The following is a 15,399-nucleotide window of genomic DNA, read 5'->3' on the forward strand; positions in this document are numbered from 1 at the left end:
GCCTGCGAAAAATCAGCGCTTCCCTAAACGCTGGTGATTTTTTAAACTGTTCAGTCCGCTCGCCCAACCGGGCAGCGCGCATATTGCATTCGCTCCGAGGAATACCATGGCCCGCGTAACCGTTGAAGACTGCCTAGAACACGTGGATAACCGCTTTGAGCTGGTCATGCTCTCTACCAAGCGTGCCCGTCAACTGGCCACTGGCGGCAAAGAGCCCCTGGTCCAGTGGGAAAACGACAAGCCTACCGTTGTAGCCCTGCGTGAAATCGCTGAAGGCCTGATGAGCTACGAGTTCATCGCCAACGCCGAAATCGTTGAAGACGAACCGCTGTTTGCAGCGTTCGAGGACGAGTCCAACGAGGCCGTCTAAGCCTATGCCTGGTCGACGTAGCACGGCGCGGGGTCACAGCCAACGGCAGGAGTTAATACTTTGCCGAGCATAGACGCCCTCGCCGATCGCTTATCGACCTACCTCGGCCCAGACCAGGTCAACCTGGTCCGCCGAGCGTATTTCTACGCCGAACAAGCCCACGACGGCCAACGCCGCCGCAGTGGTGAGGCGTACGTCACGCATCCTCTTGCCGTGGCAAACATTCTTGCCGACATGCACATGGACCATCAGAGTTTGATGGCTGCGATGCTGCATGACGTGATCGAAGACACCGGCATTGCCAAGGAAGCGCTCAGTGCGCAATTTGGCGAAACCGTGGCCGAACTGGTCGACGGGGTCAGCAAACTGACCCAGATGAACTTCGAGACCAAGGCCGAAGCCCAGGCGGAAAACTTCCAGAAGATGGCCATGGCCATGGCCCGGGACATCCGCGTGATCCTGGTCAAGCTGGCCGACCGGCTGCACAACATGCGCACGCTGGAAGTGCTGTCCGGCGAAAAACGCCGGCGCATCGCCAAGGAAACCCTGGAAATCTACGCGCCCATCGCCAACCGGCTGGGCATGCACGCCATTCGTATCGAGTTCGAAGACCTCGGCTTCAAAGCCATGCACCCGATGCGTTCCGCACGCATCTACCAGGCAGTCAAGCGCGCCCGGGGCAATCGCAAGGAAATCGTCAACAAGATCGAAGAGTCCCTGAGCCACTGCCTGGCGATCGATGAGATCGAGGGCGAGGTCAGCGGCCGGCAGAAACACATCTACGGCATCTACAAGAAGATGCGCGGCAAGCGCCGGGCCTTCAACGAAATCATGGACGTGTACGCGTTCCGGATCATCGTCGACAAGGTCGATACCTGCTACCGCGTGCTGGGCGCTGTACATAATTTGTACAAACCCCTGCCGGGACGCTTCAAGGACTACATCGCGATTCCCAAGGCCAACGGCTATCAGTCGCTGCATACGACGCTGTTCGGTATGCACGGGGTGCCGATCGAGATCCAGATCCGCACCCGCGAAATGGAAGAGATGGCCAACAACGGCATCGCCGCCCACTGGCTGTACAAGTCCACCGGTGACGAGCAGCCAAAAGGCACCCATGCCCGCGCCCGCCAGTGGGTCAAGGGCGTGCTGGAAATGCAGCAACGTGCCGGCAACTCCCTGGAATTTATCGAAAGCGTGAAGATCGACCTGTTCCCGGACGAGGTCTACGTGTTCACACCCAAAGGCCGGATCATGGAGCTGCCCAAAGGCTCCACGGCGGTCGACTTCGCCTACGCGGTGCACACCGACGTGGGTAACAGCTGCATAGCCTGTCGGATCAATCGTCGACTGGCCCCGCTGTCGGAACCGCTGCAAAGCGGCTCCACGGTGGAGATCGTCAGCGCACCGGGCGCACGCCCGAACCCGGCCTGGCTCAACTTCGTGGTTACCGGCAAGGCCCGTACCCACATCCGTCACGCCCTGAAACTGCAACGCCGCTCCGAGTCCATCAGCCTGGGCGAACGCCTGCTGAACAAGGTGCTCAACGGCTTCGACAGCTCCCTGGACAAGATCCCGGCCGAGCGCGTGCAGGCGATGCTCCACGAGTACCGCCAGGAACTGATCGAAGACTTGCTGGAAGACATTGGCCTGGGCAACCGCATGGCCTATGTGGTCGCCCGCCGCCTGCTGGGCGAAGGCGAACAACTGCCAAGCCCCGAAGGCCCGCTGGCGATTCGCGGCACCGAAGGCCTGGTGCTCAGCTACGCCAAATGCTGCACGCCGATCCCGGGCGACCCGATTGTTGGCCACCTGTCCGCCGGCAAAGGCATGGTGGTGCACCTGGACAACTGCCGCAACATCAGTGAAATCCGCCACAACCCCGAGAAATGCATCCAGCTTTCGTGGGCCAAGGATGTCACCGGCGAATTCAACGTCGAACTGCGGGTCGAGCTGGAACACCAGCGCGGCCTGATCGCCCTGCTGGCCAGCAGCGTCAATGCGGCCGACGGCAATATCGAGAAAATCAGCATGGACGAACGCGATGGCCGCATCAGCGTGGTCCAACTGGTGGTCAGCGTGCACGACCGCGTGCACCTGGCCCGCGTAATCAAGAAACTGCGCGCCCTGACCGGGGTCATCCGCATCACCCGGATGCGCGCCTAGCTCTTCATTTAGCCCCGCCCATTACAAGGAGTCCTCATGACCAAGACTGTTATCACCAGCGACAAGGCACCAGCAGCAATCGGTACTTATTCCCAGGCGATCAAGGCGGGCAATACCGTCTACATGTCCGGCCAGATTCCACTGGACCCAAAAACCATGGAGTTGGTTGAAGGCTTTGAAGCACAAACCATCCAGGTCTTCGAAAACCTGAAGTCGGTTGCCGAAGCCGCGGGCGGTTCGTTCAAGGACATCGTCAAGCTGAACATCTTCCTCACCGACCTGAGCCACTTCGCCAAGGTCAACGAGATCATGGGCAAGTACTTCGAACAACCCTACCCAGCCCGCGCCGCCATCGGCGTTGCCGCCCTGCCAAAGGGCGCGCAGGTTGAGATGGACGCCATTCTGGTCATCGAGTAAAACATCCGGCGCAGCGCTTCCACGGGAAGGCTGCGCCGAATTGGTTCTTGGAAGGATTTCGTAATGCGCAAAGCGCTCGTTGCCTCTTCGTTGCTCGCCCTGCTGCTCGGCGGCTGCGCCAGCAATCCCGCCGACCTGGATGTGAGCGGCACCTGGATCAACCAGGCCGCCATCGATGCGGCAGCCAAGGGCGGCCCTTTGCGTGAAGCCCTGCAGAGCTATGGTCCGAACCTCGAATGGGAGGTGAACACCAAAGCATCCCAGGCCCGCTACTACAACGGTTTTGAAGTAGCTGAAGGCAAGTTGCTGGGTGAAAAATCCGGCGCCTGGAGTGTCGATTTCTACGGTGGCACCGCCACCGAACTCAAGCGTAAAGGCAAACAACTGCTGCAAGGGGCCAATGATAACGAGCCCGAGCAACTGTTCGCCCGTGCCAAAGACCCTGCCCCCGAAGGCGCGCCGCTGGGCGCCAACTTCGAGCGCACGCTGTACGCCGCTTATATGGGCGGCACCTGGAAGATCAGCAGCGGCAATGGCGAAGGCGCGACCGTGCAGTTCCAGGCCAATGGCCAGGTGACCGGCCTGCCGGGCGCCGATCAGTACTCGCTGTGCCTGGCAGGCGATTGCGCCTCCATGAGCGGCGGCTACGACAGCATCTGGCTGCAACTGAACGGCCAGGGCAACCCGTGGATCTTTGCGCGCAAAGGCAAACAACTGGAAATCTTCCAGGCGATCAATACCGCCCAGGCCGACGAGGTGCCCTCGTTTACCCCGGGGCCGCGGCAGTGGCTGCTGGAAAAACAGTGATACAGAATCTGTAGGAGCGAGCTTGCTCGCGAAGGGCGTCAACGATAACGCCAGCATCCTGAATTAACGCGGTGTCTTTGCGTTTTTCGCGAGCAAGCTCGCTCCTACATTGGGCCCCATGGTTTTGGCGCAAGTCAGCAATGCGTTCGAGCTCGGCAAGGGCGATGTCGGAGACGGGTGGATTTTCGTCCGCTACGGCAAACGGCTGGAAATTCTCCAGGCGATCAACCTGTCCCAGCCCGACGAAATCCCCCAACTCACTCCAGGCCCACGCCAGTGGCTGCTGGAAAAACAGTGACACCATCAACCCTCGAGAATGGCCGCATACCCTTCGCGATAACTGGGATAACGTGGCACCCAGCCCAGCGCCTTGGCCCGGGCGTTGCTGCATTGCTTGCTGCCGGCCCGACGCACGCTGGCGTTCTCGGCCCATTCGGTCACGCCAAGGTACTCGCGTAACCAGCCCACCACATCGGCCAACGGTGCCGGCGCGTCGTCGACGCCGATGTAGCATTTATCCAGCACACCGCCCTGCTCCACGTGTTGCAGCAAAAACGCCAGCAAACCCGCAGCGTCATCCGCGTGGATGCGGTTGCCATATAAAGGTGGATCAATCGCCACACGATAACCCTGGCGCACCTGGCTCAACAGCCATTCCCGGCCGGGGCCGTAGATACCGGTCAGGCGCACGACGCTCGCGGGAATGCCGCTATTCAATGCCACTTGCTCGGCTTCCAGCATCACTTGCCCGGAATAACCGCCCGCCTGGGTCTCGGAGCTTTCGTCGACCCACTCACCATTCTGCTGCCCATACACGCTGCTGCTGGATACAAACAGCAGATGTTTAGGCTCCTGGCCGTAGTCGTTCAACCACTCCAGCACATGCTGCAACCCCTGCACGTAAGCGGCGCGATAGCCGGCCTCGTCGTGATCGGTGGCCGCCGCGCAGTACACCAGGTAATCCACCCCGCCCACCGGCCAGGTGTCGGGGCAGTCTTCATTGAAGAGGTCGCCGGCAATGCCAATAACACCCTTGGGAAGGCGCGAGATATCCCGGCGCAGGCCATGAACCTCCCAGCCCTGGGCCAGCAATTGGGTGGCCAGACGGCTACCGACATCGCCGCAACCGGCAATCACCACAGAAGGCGCAGACATCACAAAACTCCGTTCTCAAAGGTCAAGATTAGCCCCCGCAGATGACCAGCGGCCAGCAAAACGACAAATAAAGTATCCGTATTGCTTCTGTTAACAAGAATTACTTGCAATAATAACCGCCCTTTTGTCCTCGACCCGTTACAGGTCTGGAAGGACAACCACTCATTTTTTCTCTCAGGTCCGGCCAGCATGACACGCAATACATCCCCCGCTTCGCCAACCAAGCCTCACAGCCCGTCCCGCGCCTGGCGTGCGATTGCTGCAGTGCTGTTCAGCGTTCTGCTGGCACCGACCGCCGCATTCGCCGACAACACTGCGCCGGCTGCCCAGCCTGCTGCCACCGCGCCAGCCCACGAGCAAAATGCTCCTGCTCCGGCTGCCGCACCGGCTGCCACCGACCCTGCCCTCGCCGCCGAAGGCGCACCGGCTGACGAGACCGGCGTCGTGCTGGAAGAAGACAACAGCCTGGGCATGGCCCACGACCTGTCGCCCTGGGGCATGTACCAGAACGCTGACATCATCGTGAAGATCGTGATGATCGGCCTGGCCATCGCCTCGATCATCACCTGGACCATCTGGATCGCCAAGGGCTTCGAGCTGCTGGGCGCCAAGCGTCGCCTGCGCACTGAAATCGTCCACCTGAAAAAAGCCACCACCCTCAAAGAAGCCAGCGAAAGCGCGGCGAAGAAGGGAACCCTGGCGCACCTGCTGGTTCACGACGCACTCGAAGAGATGCGCCTGTCGGCCAACAGCCGTGAAAAAGAAGGCATCAAGGAACGCGTCAGCTTCCGCCTGGAGCGCCTGGTTGCCGCCTGCGGTCGCAACATGAGCAACGGCACCGGCGTGCTGGCAACCATCGGTTCCACCGCGCCCTTCGTCGGCCTGTTCGGTACCGTGTGGGGCATCATGAACAGCTTCATCGGCATCGCCAAAACCCAGACCACCAACCTCGCCGTCGTGGCGCCCGGCATTGCCGAAGCCCTGCTGGCAACCGCACTGGGCCTGGTTGCCGCGATTCCTGCGGTGGTCATCTACAACGTCTTCGCCCGTTCGATCGCCGGCTACAAGGCCCAGGTGTCCGACGCTTCGGCAGAAGTCCTGTTGCTGGTCAGCCGTGACCTCGATCACCTGCCTACCGAGCGCAGCTCGCAACCGCACATGGTGAAAGTGGGGTAATCGGCCATGGGCCTGCATTTGAATCAAGGCGACGACGAGCTCGTCGAGAACCACGAAATCAACGTCACGCCGTTTATCGACGTGATGCTGGTGCTGCTGATCATCTTCATGGTGGCCGCACCATTGGCTACCGTGGACATCAAGGTCGACCTGCCTGCCTCCAGCGCGAAACCTGCGCCGCGGCCAGAGAAGCCGATATTCCTCAGCGTCAAGGCGGACCAGCGTCTGTTCCTGGGCGAAGAAGAAGTGAAATCCGAAACCCTGGGCGCGGTGCTCGACGCCAAGACCCAGGGCAAGAAAGACACCACCATCTTCTTCCAGGCCGACAAGGGCGTGGACTACGGCGACCTGATGAGCGTGATGGATGCCCTGCGGGCAGCCGGCTACCTCAAGGTAGGCCTGGTCGGACTTGAGACGGCAGCCAAGAAATGATCACGACGCGCCACAAACTGACGCGTTATGGCACCAGCCTCGCCGTCGTGCTGGGCGTCCACGCCGTCGCGATCATCATCGCGCTCCAGTGGTCGGCGCCACATATGGTCCAACTGCCACCGGCGGCCATGGTCATTGACCTGGCACCGATGCCGGCGCCACCACCTCCGGCCCCGCCGAAGGTGATCACGCCGCCGCAACCGCCCGCGCCGGTGGAAGAGCTGCCATTGCCGAAACTGGCGGAAGCACCCAAGCCGACGATCCAGGTGCCAAAGCCGGTCAAGCCCAAGCCAAAACCGCAGCCGCCCAAGCCTGTAGAGAAGAAGCCCGATCCGCCCAAGGAAAAACCTTCCGAAGAGCCGCCGAGCGAAACTCCGCAAAACAACGCGCCTACGGAAAAATCCGCCCAGCCTCAACCGGGCCCTTCGCCGCAGCAGATCGCTGCCAAGGCCACCTGGGAAAGCACGCTGCTCGGACACTTGGCCAAGTATAAAAAGTACCCGGCAAGTGCCCAGGCACGCGGCAAGGAAGGCCTGAACCGCCTGCGTTTCGTGGTGGATGCCGATGGCAACGTGCTGTCCTACGAACTGGTCGGCCGCTCCGGCAACGCCGACCTGGACCGCGCGACTCTCGACATGATCCGTCGTGCCCAGCCGCTGCCCAAGCCGCCGGCCGACATGTTGAAAGGCGGCAGCATCGAGATCGTTGCGCCGTTCGTTTACAACATCGAAAAACGTCGCCGGTAATCACCTCCGTGGGCACTCTCGGGTGCCCACGGCTGCTGTTCCCTCCCCCCCGCGCCACCGCAACCTGAACCACGGTTGAACAGGCCGCCACCTAACTCCATCTTCACTTGTAACATTTAAAGACAAAGCCAATCATCCGCGAATAGTTCTCATTAGCGGACATTCGGCATGCCCAACCTTGCCCGGCTGGCTCTCCTCCTACTGGCTTTTCCCGTCGCAGCCCATGCGGATCAGCTGGTCACCCTGGTCATTCAAAACCACACCTTCAGCCCCTCAAGTTTCGAGGTACCGGCCGGCGAGCGCTTTCGCATTCAACTCACCAGCCACGACGAAAGCGTCGATGAGTTCGAAAGCTACGACATGAAATTCGAAAAAATCATCGTCCCCGGCAACACCGTGACGGTGTTTGCAGGCCCGCTGCATCCCGGCACCTACACCTTCTTCGATGACTACCACCCAGACCAGGCCAAAGGCACGGTCACTGCCGTCGCGGCCAAGGAGTAAGCCATGCTGGCCTGTCTGTTGATCGTGTTTCGTGAAGTACTGGAAGCCGGGATTGTGGTGGGCATCGTGATGGCCGCCACCCAAGGCCTGGCAAGGCGCGGACTGTTTATCGGCGGCGGGATCGCGGCCGGCGTATTGGGCGCCGGCATCCTCGCGCTCTTTACCGGCGCAATCACCCAGGCGCTGCAAGGCTTCGGCCAGGAAATTTTCAACGCGGCCATTCTGGTGGTCGCCGTCGTGATGCTGGGCTGGCACAACCTGTGGATGGCCAGCCACGGTCGCGAGCTGGCAACCCAACTGCGCAGTGCGGGCAATGCGGTACTCACTGGCGAAAAATCGCTCTGGGCCCTGGCCGTGGTGATCACCGTGGCCGTGCTGCGCGAAGGCTCGGAAATCGTGCTGTTCCTCTATGGCATCGCTGCATCAAGCCAGGCGGACCCACTGTCGATGCTGACCGGCGGCGTGCTCGGCATCGCCGCCGGCGCCGCGCTGTCCTGGCTGATGTACCGCGGGCTGGTCGCCATCAGCCTCAAGCGCCTGTTCTCGATTACCGGCTGGATGATTGCCTTGCTCGCCGCCGGCATGGCCGGTCGGGCCGCTGCGATCCTCGCCGGTATCGACCTGATTCCCGCCTGGGGCTACCAACTCTGGGACACCTCCTGGCTGGTCTCCGATGGCAGCCTCACCGGCCGCGCATTGACTGCGCTGGTGGGCTACACCGACCGGCCGCTGGGGGTCCAGTTGGTCGCCTGGTCCGTCACCCTCGCGCTCCTGGTGCTGGGTAACCGCTTGCTGCATTCACGTCCGACGCAATCACGCTAACTGCCCTAGGAGCCCCACCATGAAACACCTGCGCAACCCCTTGGCCACCGCACTGGTACTCGTCAGCGCCCTGGCCGCTTCCACCCTGACCCAAGCCCGCGAGTACCCGATTGGCGGACCGGTCCAGGTCAACGACATGGAAATCGCCTCCTCCTATCTGGTCGGCATCGAAATGGCCCCCATGCCACCGGGCATGGTGATGAGCAAGGATTCGGTGCACCTTGAGACGGACGTGCACGCCACCGCCGACAACAAGTACGGCCTGTCCAACGGCGAGTGGGTGCCCTACCTGACCATCACCTACTCGCTGGTCAAGCAGGGCTCGCCCGACTACAAGGAAATCGGCACCTTGCTGCCGATGGTGGCCAAAGACGGCGCCCATTACGCCAACAACGTGAAAATGGACGGCCCCGGCACCTACACCGTGGTATTGCGCTATGAGAGCCCGCAGATCAAAGGCTTCTTCCACCATGTGGACAAGGAAACCGGCGTACCGGAATGGTGGGGCCCTTTCACCAAAACCTTCACCTTCAAATACCCGCAAAGCTGAAAGCATGAGCGCGACACCTGATTACCAGGTGTCGTAAACCCCATGCTGTCTGATAACGTGCGTCTATCGATTGCAGCCGGTATGCTTGGCCCGCAACCTCATGGACGCCCGCTATGACTCTTACAGAATTACGCTACATCGTTACCCTCGCCCAAGAGCAGCACTTCGGCCACGCGGCCGAGCGTTGCCACGTCAGCCAGCCGACGCTGTCGGTGGGTGTGAAAAAGCTTGAAGACGAACTCGGTGTGCTGATTTTCGAGCGCAGCAAAAGCGCCGTGCGCCTCACGCCCGTGGGCGAAGGCATCGTCGCCCAGGCCCAGAAGGTCCTGGAACAGGCCCAAAGCATTCGCGAACTGGCCCAGGCCGGCAAGAACCAGTTGACCGCACCGCTGAAAGTCGGCGCCATCTACACCGTCGGCCCGTACCTGTTCCCGCACCTGATTCCGCAACTGCACCGCGTCGCGCCGCAGATGCCGCTGTATATCGAAGAAAACTTCACCCACGTGCTGCGCGACAAACTGCGCAACGGCGAGCTCGACGCGATCATCATCGCCCTGCCGTTCAACGAGGCAGATGTGCTGACCCTGCCACTCTACGATGAGCCGTTCTACGTGCTGATGCCGGCGTCCCACCCCTGGACGCAGAAAGACACCATCGACGCGGGCCTGCTCAACGACAAGAGCCTGCTGTTGCTGGGCGAAGGCCACTGCTTCCGCGACCAGGTACTGGAAGCCTGCCCGACCCTGACCAAGGGCAACGACGGCGCCAAGCACACCACCGTGGAATCCAGTTCCCTGGAAACCATTCGGCATATGGTCGCCTCCGGCCTGGGCATTTCGATCCTGCCGCTGTCGGCGGTCGACAGCCATCACTACGCCCCAGGCGTGATCGCCGTGCGCCCACTCACGCCGCCGGTGCCGTTCCGCACCGTGGCGATTGCCTGGCGCGCGAGCTTCCCACGCCCGAAAGCGATTGAAATCCTCGCCGACTCGATCCGCCTGTGTTCGGTGGCCAAGCCGCCTGCTGCGAGCTAAGTAACGGTATGACTGAGCTGTCGCAGGTGTCGGTGACGGCACTCAAGGGTGTCGGGGAGGCCATGGCCGAGAAATTGGCCAAGGTCGGCCTGGAAAATCTCCAGGACGTATTGTTCCACCTGCCCCTGCGTTACCAGGACCGCACCCGCGTGGTGCCCATCGGCCAATTGCGTCCCGGGCAGGACGCGGTGGTCGAAGGCACCGTCAGCGGCGCCGACGTGGTGATGGGCAAACGCCGCAGTTTAGTCGTGCGCCTGCAAGACGGCACCGGCGGCCTGAGCCTGCGCTTCTACCATTTCAGCAACGCCCAGAAGGAAGGCCTCAAGCGGGGCACCCGCGTGCGTTGCTACGGCGAAGCCCGGCCCGGCGCTTCGGGGCTGGAAATCTACCACCCGGAATACCGCGCCATTACCGGCGACGAGCCGCCGCCGGTGGACACCACCCTCACGCCGATCTACCCGCTCACCGAAGGCCTGACCCAACAGCGCCTGCGCCAGCTGTGCATGCAAACCCTGACGATGCTCGGGCCGAAAAGCCTGCCCGACTGGCTGCCTCAGGAACTGGCGCGCGACTACCAACTGGCACCGCTGGATGATGCGATTCGTTACCTGCATCACCCACCCGCCGACGCCGACGTCGACGAACTCGCACTCGGTCATCACTGGGCCCAGCATCGCCTGGCGTTCGAAGAACTGCTGACCCACCAACTGTCCCAGCAACGCCTGCGCGAGAGCATGCGTTCGCTGCGCGCGCCGGCCATGCCCAAGGCCAAGCGCCTGCCTGCGCAATACCTGGCCAACCTGGGGTTTGCACCGACGGGCGCCCAGCAGCGGGTCGGCAATGAAATCGCCTACGACCTGAGCCAGAAAGAGCCGATGCTGCGGCTGATCCAGGGTGACGTGGGCGCGGGTAAAACCGTGGTCGCCGCCCTCGCCGCGCTGCAAGCTCTCGAAGCCGGCTATCAGGTGGCGCTGATGGCGCCCACCGAGATTCTCGCCGAACAACACTTCATCACCTTCAAGCGCTGGCTCGAGCCCCTGGGCCTGGAAGTCGCCTGGCTGGCCGGCAAACTCAAGGGCAAGAACCGCGTAGCCGCCCTGGAACAGATCGCCGCCGGCGCCCCGATGGTGGTGGGCACTCACGCACTGTTCCAGGACGAAGTGAAATTCAAGAACCTGGCGCTGGTGATCATCGACGAACAGCACCGTTTCGGCGTGCAACAGCGCCTGGCCCTGCGCCAGAAAGGCGTAGGCGGCCGCATGAGCCCGCACCAGCTGATCATGACCGCCACGCCGATCCCGCGCACCCTGGCCATGAGTGCCTACGCCGACCTCGACACCTCGATCCTCGACGAACTGCCGCCGGGCCGAACGCCGGTCAACACCGTGCTGGTCACCGACACCCGCCGGGTCGAGGTGATCGAACGGGTACGCGGCGCCTGTGCCGAAGGCCGCCAGGCGTATTGGGTGTGCACGCTGATCGAAGAGTCCGAAGAGCTGACCTGCCAGGCCGCCGAAACCACCTACGAAGACCTCACCAGTGCGTTGGGCGAACTCAAGGTCGGGCTGATTCACGGCCGCATGAAGCCCGTGGAAAAAGCCGCGGTGATGGCCGAGTTCAAGGCCGGCAACCTGCAACTGCTGGTGGCCACCACGGTGATTGAAGTCGGCGTCGACGTGCCCAACGCCAGCCTGATGATCATCGAAAACCCCGAGCGCCTGGGCCTGGCGCAACTGCACCAATTGCGTGGTCGCGTGGGCCGGGGCAGCGCCGCCAGTCATTGCGTGCTGCTGTACCACCCGCCGCTGTCACAGATCGGCCGCCAGCGCCTGGGAATCATGCGTGAAACCAACGACGGTTTCGTGATCGCTGAAAAAGACCTCGAACTGCGCGGCCCCGGCGAAATGCTCGGCACCCGCCAGACCGGCCTGCTGCAATTCAAGGTGGCTGACCTGATGCGCGACGCCGACCTGCTGCCCGCCGTGCGAGATGCCGCCCAGGCGTTGATCGAGCGCTGGCCGGAACATGTCAGCCCATTGCTGGACCGCTGGCTTCGACATGGGCAGCAATACGGCCAAGTGTGACGGCTGACTCACTTAGACAACCCTCACTTGTATCAAGCTGGTTATACTCCAATGACTGTAGGAAATTGGATTCAGGCCATGTCAGAAGTTGCCCTCGCCACAGCCCCACCGACCGCACCCTCGGTGATTCGGACGCTGCTTGCAAAGCTCGCCATCAGCTACACGGAAGTTGCCGAACGGCCTGGCCTGAACCCGGCGCAAAAGGTTCAGGCAGTGCTGCTCGATGATGCCGTGGGTGCACTCATGGTGATGTTTCCGCAGAACCAATTGCTGGACCTCAATCGTTTGGCCGAACTGACCGGCCGGCGCCTCACGGCCGTGTCCCCCGAGCGCCTCGAACGCATGCTTGGCAAACACAGCCTGAGCCTGCTGCCCGGCCTGCCGCCGCTGACCAGCTCCCCGTGCCTGTACGAAGAAAGCCTGCTGCGTGAACCCACCGTGCTGGTGCACTCGGGTGAGGCGGGGCTGCTGCTGGAGATTTCCAGCGACGCCTTCAAGAGCATGCTGACCAAGGCCAGCGCCGCCAGCTTCGGCGAGCCGCTGAGCAGCATCCGGCCGAACCTTGATCGCCCCAACGACGACCGCGAGGAAATCACCCAGGCGATGCAGGCGTTCACCGCCCGCCGTATCCAGCAGCGCCTGGAAGCGACCATCGAGATTCCACCGCTGGCCGACACGGCGCAAAAGATCATCAAGCTGCGGGTCGACCCCAACGCCACCATCGACGACATCACCGGTGTGGTGGAAACCGACCCGGCCCTGGCCGCCCAAGTGGTGAGCTGGGCGGCATCGCCCTACTACGCTTCGCCGGGCAAGATCCGTTCGGTGGAAGACGCCATCGTCCGCGTGCTGGGCTTTGATTTGGTGATCAACCTCGCGCTGGGCCTGGCCCTGGGCAAGACCTTGAGCCTGCCCAAGGACCAGCCGCAACAGGCCACTCCGTACTGGCACCAGTCGATCTACACCGCCGCCGTGATCGAAGGGCTGACCCGTGCCATGCCCCGCGCCCAGCGCCCGGAAGCCGGCCTGACGTACCTCGCCGGCCTGCTGCACAACTTCGGCTACCTGTTGCTGGCCCACGTGTTCCCGCCGCACTTTTCGCTGATCTGCCGGCACCTGGAGGTCAACCCGCACCTGTGCCACAGCTACATCGAGCAGCATCTGCTGGGCATCAGCCGCGAGCAGATTGGTGCGTGGCTGATGCGTTATTGGGACATGCCGGACGAACTGTCCACCGCCCTGCGCTTCCAGCACGACCCGACCTACGACGGGCAATATGCTGAGTACCCGAACCTGGTGTGCCTGGCCGTGCGCCTGTTGCGCAGTCGTGGCATCGGTTCCGGGCCGGATGAAGAGATCCCGGACGAACTGCTTGAGCGCCTGGGGCTGACCCGGGACAAGGCGGAGGATGTGGTGGCTAAAGTGCTGGATGCGGAAACGTTGCTGCGGGAGTTGGCATCCCAGTTCAGCCAGGCCTGAAGCCTCAGGAGATCAATGTGGCGAGGGAGCTTGCTCCCGCTGGAGTGCGCAGCACTCCCAAAAAAGCCGGGGCCGCTTCGCAGCCCAGCGGGAGCAAGCTCCCTCGCCACAGCAAGCATTCTCACCCCATGAGTTGGGGTGCAGCCATCAAGCCTTCGGCTTTTTCTTCGGCTTCAAATACTTGGTCAACCCCTGGAACCAGATCACCAGCGCCGGGTTGCCCTTGATCTGGATCGACTTGTCCTGAATCCCCGTCATGAACGCCAGTTGCTTGTTCTTCGCCTGCATCGTGGCAAAGCCGTAGGCGGCGTCTTTAAAGGCAATGGCAAACGCCGGCGCAGGATGAACACCCGAACGGCTGGTGATGCGCTGGTCTTTGACGATGAAGTGACGGGCAACCTTGCCGTCGAGGGTTTGCAGCTGGAACGCCAGGTCCTTGTCACCCAACTGCTGCTGGAACGCAGGGTTGGTGCGGCTGGCTTTGCCCATCAACAGGCCAAGCATCCAGAGAAGAAAACGAAATTTCATGCACACGGCCTCAGTGTAATTATTGAGTGGCCGCAGCAGTTTAACGATTTGTGCAAATAACGCTACCGATCTCCCGTTTTAGCAGGAGATCGGCTGGCGTTTAACGCTTATAGCAACAACTTCACTCAGACGTTAGGGCAAGGAACCGGAGCCCAGTCCGCCAGGTTTGGATCGCGGCACGTGCCTTCGATCTGCGCTTTACCGGCGCTGGCGACCTGCTTGCTTTCAGCTTGCTTGGTCTGCGCTGTCTGGATGGTTTTCTCGGTGGCGACCGCTTCTTTCGGCACGGTTGGCAACACAGGCTTCTTCGCCACTTTTACCGGCTTCTTGCCTTTGGCTGGCGTCACCACCGGCGTGGTATCGGCAGTCGCAACCGTTACTACGTCGGCACGTTGTACGCCCACTTGTTGCAGGTCCTGCTCGTAAGCCTGGGTGTAGTTGTTCAGGTCTTCGCTGGCCTTGCCGTTGACTGCCACGATCAGGTCGTTGGACTCTTTCAGGCCGGAGACAATTTCTGCCAGGCGCTTGCGGCCTTCAACGTCATTGACGGTCTTGGCCTTGCGGTCAGCCACCAGCTTGGTGAACGCGCTCTGGTAGCACTGCTGGGACGCCTTGGCGTACGCGGTGCTGCGGTCGATGTCGGAGGCGCGCTTGTTGACGTCAGTGGCGTAGGAAGCGATGCGCTGGTTGTCATCGGTGATCTGCTTCTGGCGCTCGGTGTAGTAACCCGCTGCACCGCCAGCCAGGGCGCCGCCCGCTGCGCCGATGGCGGCATTGCGGCCGCGCTTGTCGGAGTCGCCGGTCAGGGCGCCCAACAGTGCACCACCGGCGGCGCCGATAGCCGCACCGGTGACGACCGACTTGGTGAGGTCCGAATCGGTTGCGCGCAGGTGCTGCACCGGCTCGTAGCAGTTCGGGTAGTACTCGACCTTGGTGGTCGAGGCGACCTTGGAGGTCGGCGACGTTGCGCAACCGGTCAGCACAGTGCTGAAACCGGCAGCGATCAACAGCAGATGACGCTTGGAAACCGCCTTACGGGAAAAAAGCATAGGTGTGTTCTCTTTTAAGTTTGACTTGCCCAGCACGGCCCACCGCCGCCTGAGTCCCTTCCAAGCTCGCCATACAACCA

The 15,399-nt window shown here is 62.1% G+C and carries 17 protein-coding genes; 14 read left to right on the plus strand and 3 right to left on the minus strand.

Features of this window, described 5'->3' with window-relative positions; translation table 11 throughout:
- Positions 1-106 precede the first annotated feature (106 nt).
- The 5 genes from rpoZ (at position 107) to M2400_RS02305 (ending at position 4,058) form a co-directional block, all read left to right on the plus strand.
- Entirely contained in the window at positions 107-370 is a 264-nt protein-coding gene (gene rpoZ / locus M2400_RS02285) for a DNA-directed RNA polymerase subunit omega (protein ID WP_003176920.1), read from the plus strand.
- A gap of 60 nt (positions 371-430) precedes the next feature.
- Positions 431-2,536 (plus strand): bifunctional GTP diphosphokinase/guanosine-3',5'-bis pyrophosphate 3'-pyrophosphohydrolase, encoded by a 2,106-nt coding sequence (gene spoT, locus M2400_RS02290; protein WP_008439435.1) that lies wholly within the window; start codon positions 431-433, stop codon positions 2,534-2,536.
- A 36-nt stretch (positions 2,537-2,572) separates the two neighbouring features.
- On the plus strand, positions 2,573-2,953 hold the full coding sequence (locus tag M2400_RS02295; RefSeq protein WP_003213288.1) for a RidA family protein: 381 nt from the start codon (positions 2,573-2,575) through the stop codon (positions 2,951-2,953).
- A 63-nt stretch (positions 2,954-3,016) separates the two neighbouring features.
- Complete coding sequence (locus tag M2400_RS02300) at positions 3,017-3,760, plus strand: hypothetical protein (RefSeq protein ID WP_177079167.1); 744 nt, start codon at positions 3,017-3,019, stop codon at positions 3,758-3,760.
- 118 nt (positions 3,761-3,878) lie between these two features.
- A complete protein-coding gene (locus tag M2400_RS02305; protein WP_259195641.1) occupies positions 3,879-4,058 on the plus strand; it encodes a hypothetical protein in 180 nt (59 codons plus the stop codon).
- A 5-nt stretch (positions 4,059-4,063) separates the two neighbouring features.
- On the opposite strand, the gene M2400_RS02310 is transcribed toward M2400_RS02305, so the two are convergent.
- Positions 4,064-4,915: an SDR family oxidoreductase gene (locus M2400_RS02310; protein ID WP_177119978.1), complete on the minus strand. Its 852-nt coding sequence runs from the start codon at positions 4,913-4,915 to the stop codon at positions 4,064-4,066.
- Positions 4,916-5,104: 189 nt separating this feature from the next.
- Between M2400_RS02310 and exbB the strand changes: the two genes are divergently transcribed.
- The 9 genes from exbB (at position 5,105) to M2400_RS02355 (ending at position 13,742) form a co-directional block, all read left to right on the plus strand.
- Entirely contained in the window at positions 5,105-6,091 is a 987-nt protein-coding gene (exbB, locus tag M2400_RS02315; RefSeq protein WP_177079164.1) for a tonB-system energizer ExbB, read from the plus strand.
- Between the two features lie 6 nt (positions 6,092-6,097).
- Positions 6,098-6,523 carry a TonB system transport protein ExbD gene (gene exbD / locus M2400_RS02320; RefSeq protein ID WP_017476711.1) on the plus strand — a complete coding sequence of 142 codons (426 nt, stop codon included), beginning with the start codon at positions 6,098-6,100 and terminating at the stop codon, positions 6,521-6,523.
- A complete protein-coding gene (locus tag M2400_RS02325) occupies positions 6,520-7,269 on the plus strand; it encodes an energy transducer TonB (protein ID WP_177043710.1) in 750 nt (249 codons plus the stop codon). Before exbD ends, M2400_RS02325 begins: the two co-directional genes overlap by 4 nt.
- Before the next feature lie 168 nt (positions 7,270-7,437).
- Complete coding sequence (locus M2400_RS02330; protein ID WP_177043709.1) at positions 7,438-7,773, plus strand: cupredoxin domain-containing protein; 336 nt, start codon at positions 7,438-7,440, stop codon at positions 7,771-7,773.
- A gap of 3 nt (positions 7,774-7,776) precedes the next feature.
- Positions 7,777-8,595, plus strand: a complete 819-nt coding sequence (locus tag M2400_RS02335) for an FTR1 family protein (protein WP_177119976.1) — start codon at positions 7,777-7,779, stop codon at positions 8,593-8,595.
- 19 nt (positions 8,596-8,614) lie between these two features.
- Entirely contained in the window at positions 8,615-9,145 is a 531-nt protein-coding gene (locus M2400_RS02340) for an iron transporter (RefSeq protein ID WP_024078112.1), read from the plus strand.
- Positions 9,146-9,258: 113 nt separating this feature from the next.
- Positions 9,259-10,179: a hydrogen peroxide-inducible genes activator gene (locus M2400_RS02345; protein ID WP_003213305.1), complete on the plus strand. Its 921-nt coding sequence runs from the start codon at positions 9,259-9,261 to the stop codon at positions 10,177-10,179.
- 8 nt (positions 10,180-10,187) lie between these two features.
- A complete protein-coding gene (gene recG / locus M2400_RS02350) occupies positions 10,188-12,263 on the plus strand; it encodes an ATP-dependent DNA helicase RecG (RefSeq protein ID WP_177043706.1) in 2,076 nt (691 codons plus the stop codon).
- Positions 12,264-12,341: 78 nt separating this feature from the next.
- Positions 12,342-13,742: an aminoacyl-tRNA deacylase and HDOD domain-containing protein gene (locus tag M2400_RS02355; protein WP_177112372.1), complete on the plus strand. Its 1,401-nt coding sequence runs from the start codon at positions 12,342-12,344 to the stop codon at positions 13,740-13,742.
- Positions 13,743-13,889: 147 nt separating this feature from the next.
- Here M2400_RS02355 and M2400_RS02360 read toward each other — a convergent pair whose 3' ends face one another.
- Together M2400_RS02360 and tagQ are read right to left on the minus strand one after the other, a co-directional pair.
- Positions 13,890-14,270, minus strand: coding sequence for a hypothetical protein (locus M2400_RS02360; RefSeq protein WP_010168229.1), 381 nt, complete (start codon positions 14,268-14,270; stop codon positions 13,890-13,892).
- A gap of 125 nt (positions 14,271-14,395) precedes the next feature.
- Positions 14,396-15,319, minus strand: a complete 924-nt coding sequence (gene tagQ / locus M2400_RS02365; protein ID WP_010168230.1) for a type VI secretion system-associated lipoprotein TagQ — start codon at positions 15,317-15,319, stop codon at positions 14,396-14,398.
- Between the last annotated feature and the right edge of the window lie 80 nt (positions 15,320-15,399).

Source organism: Pseudomonas sp. BIGb0558 (genome assembly GCF_024807515.1).
Classification (GTDB): domain Bacteria; phylum Pseudomonadota; class Gammaproteobacteria; order Pseudomonadales; family Pseudomonadaceae; genus Aquipseudomonas; species Aquipseudomonas yamanorum_A.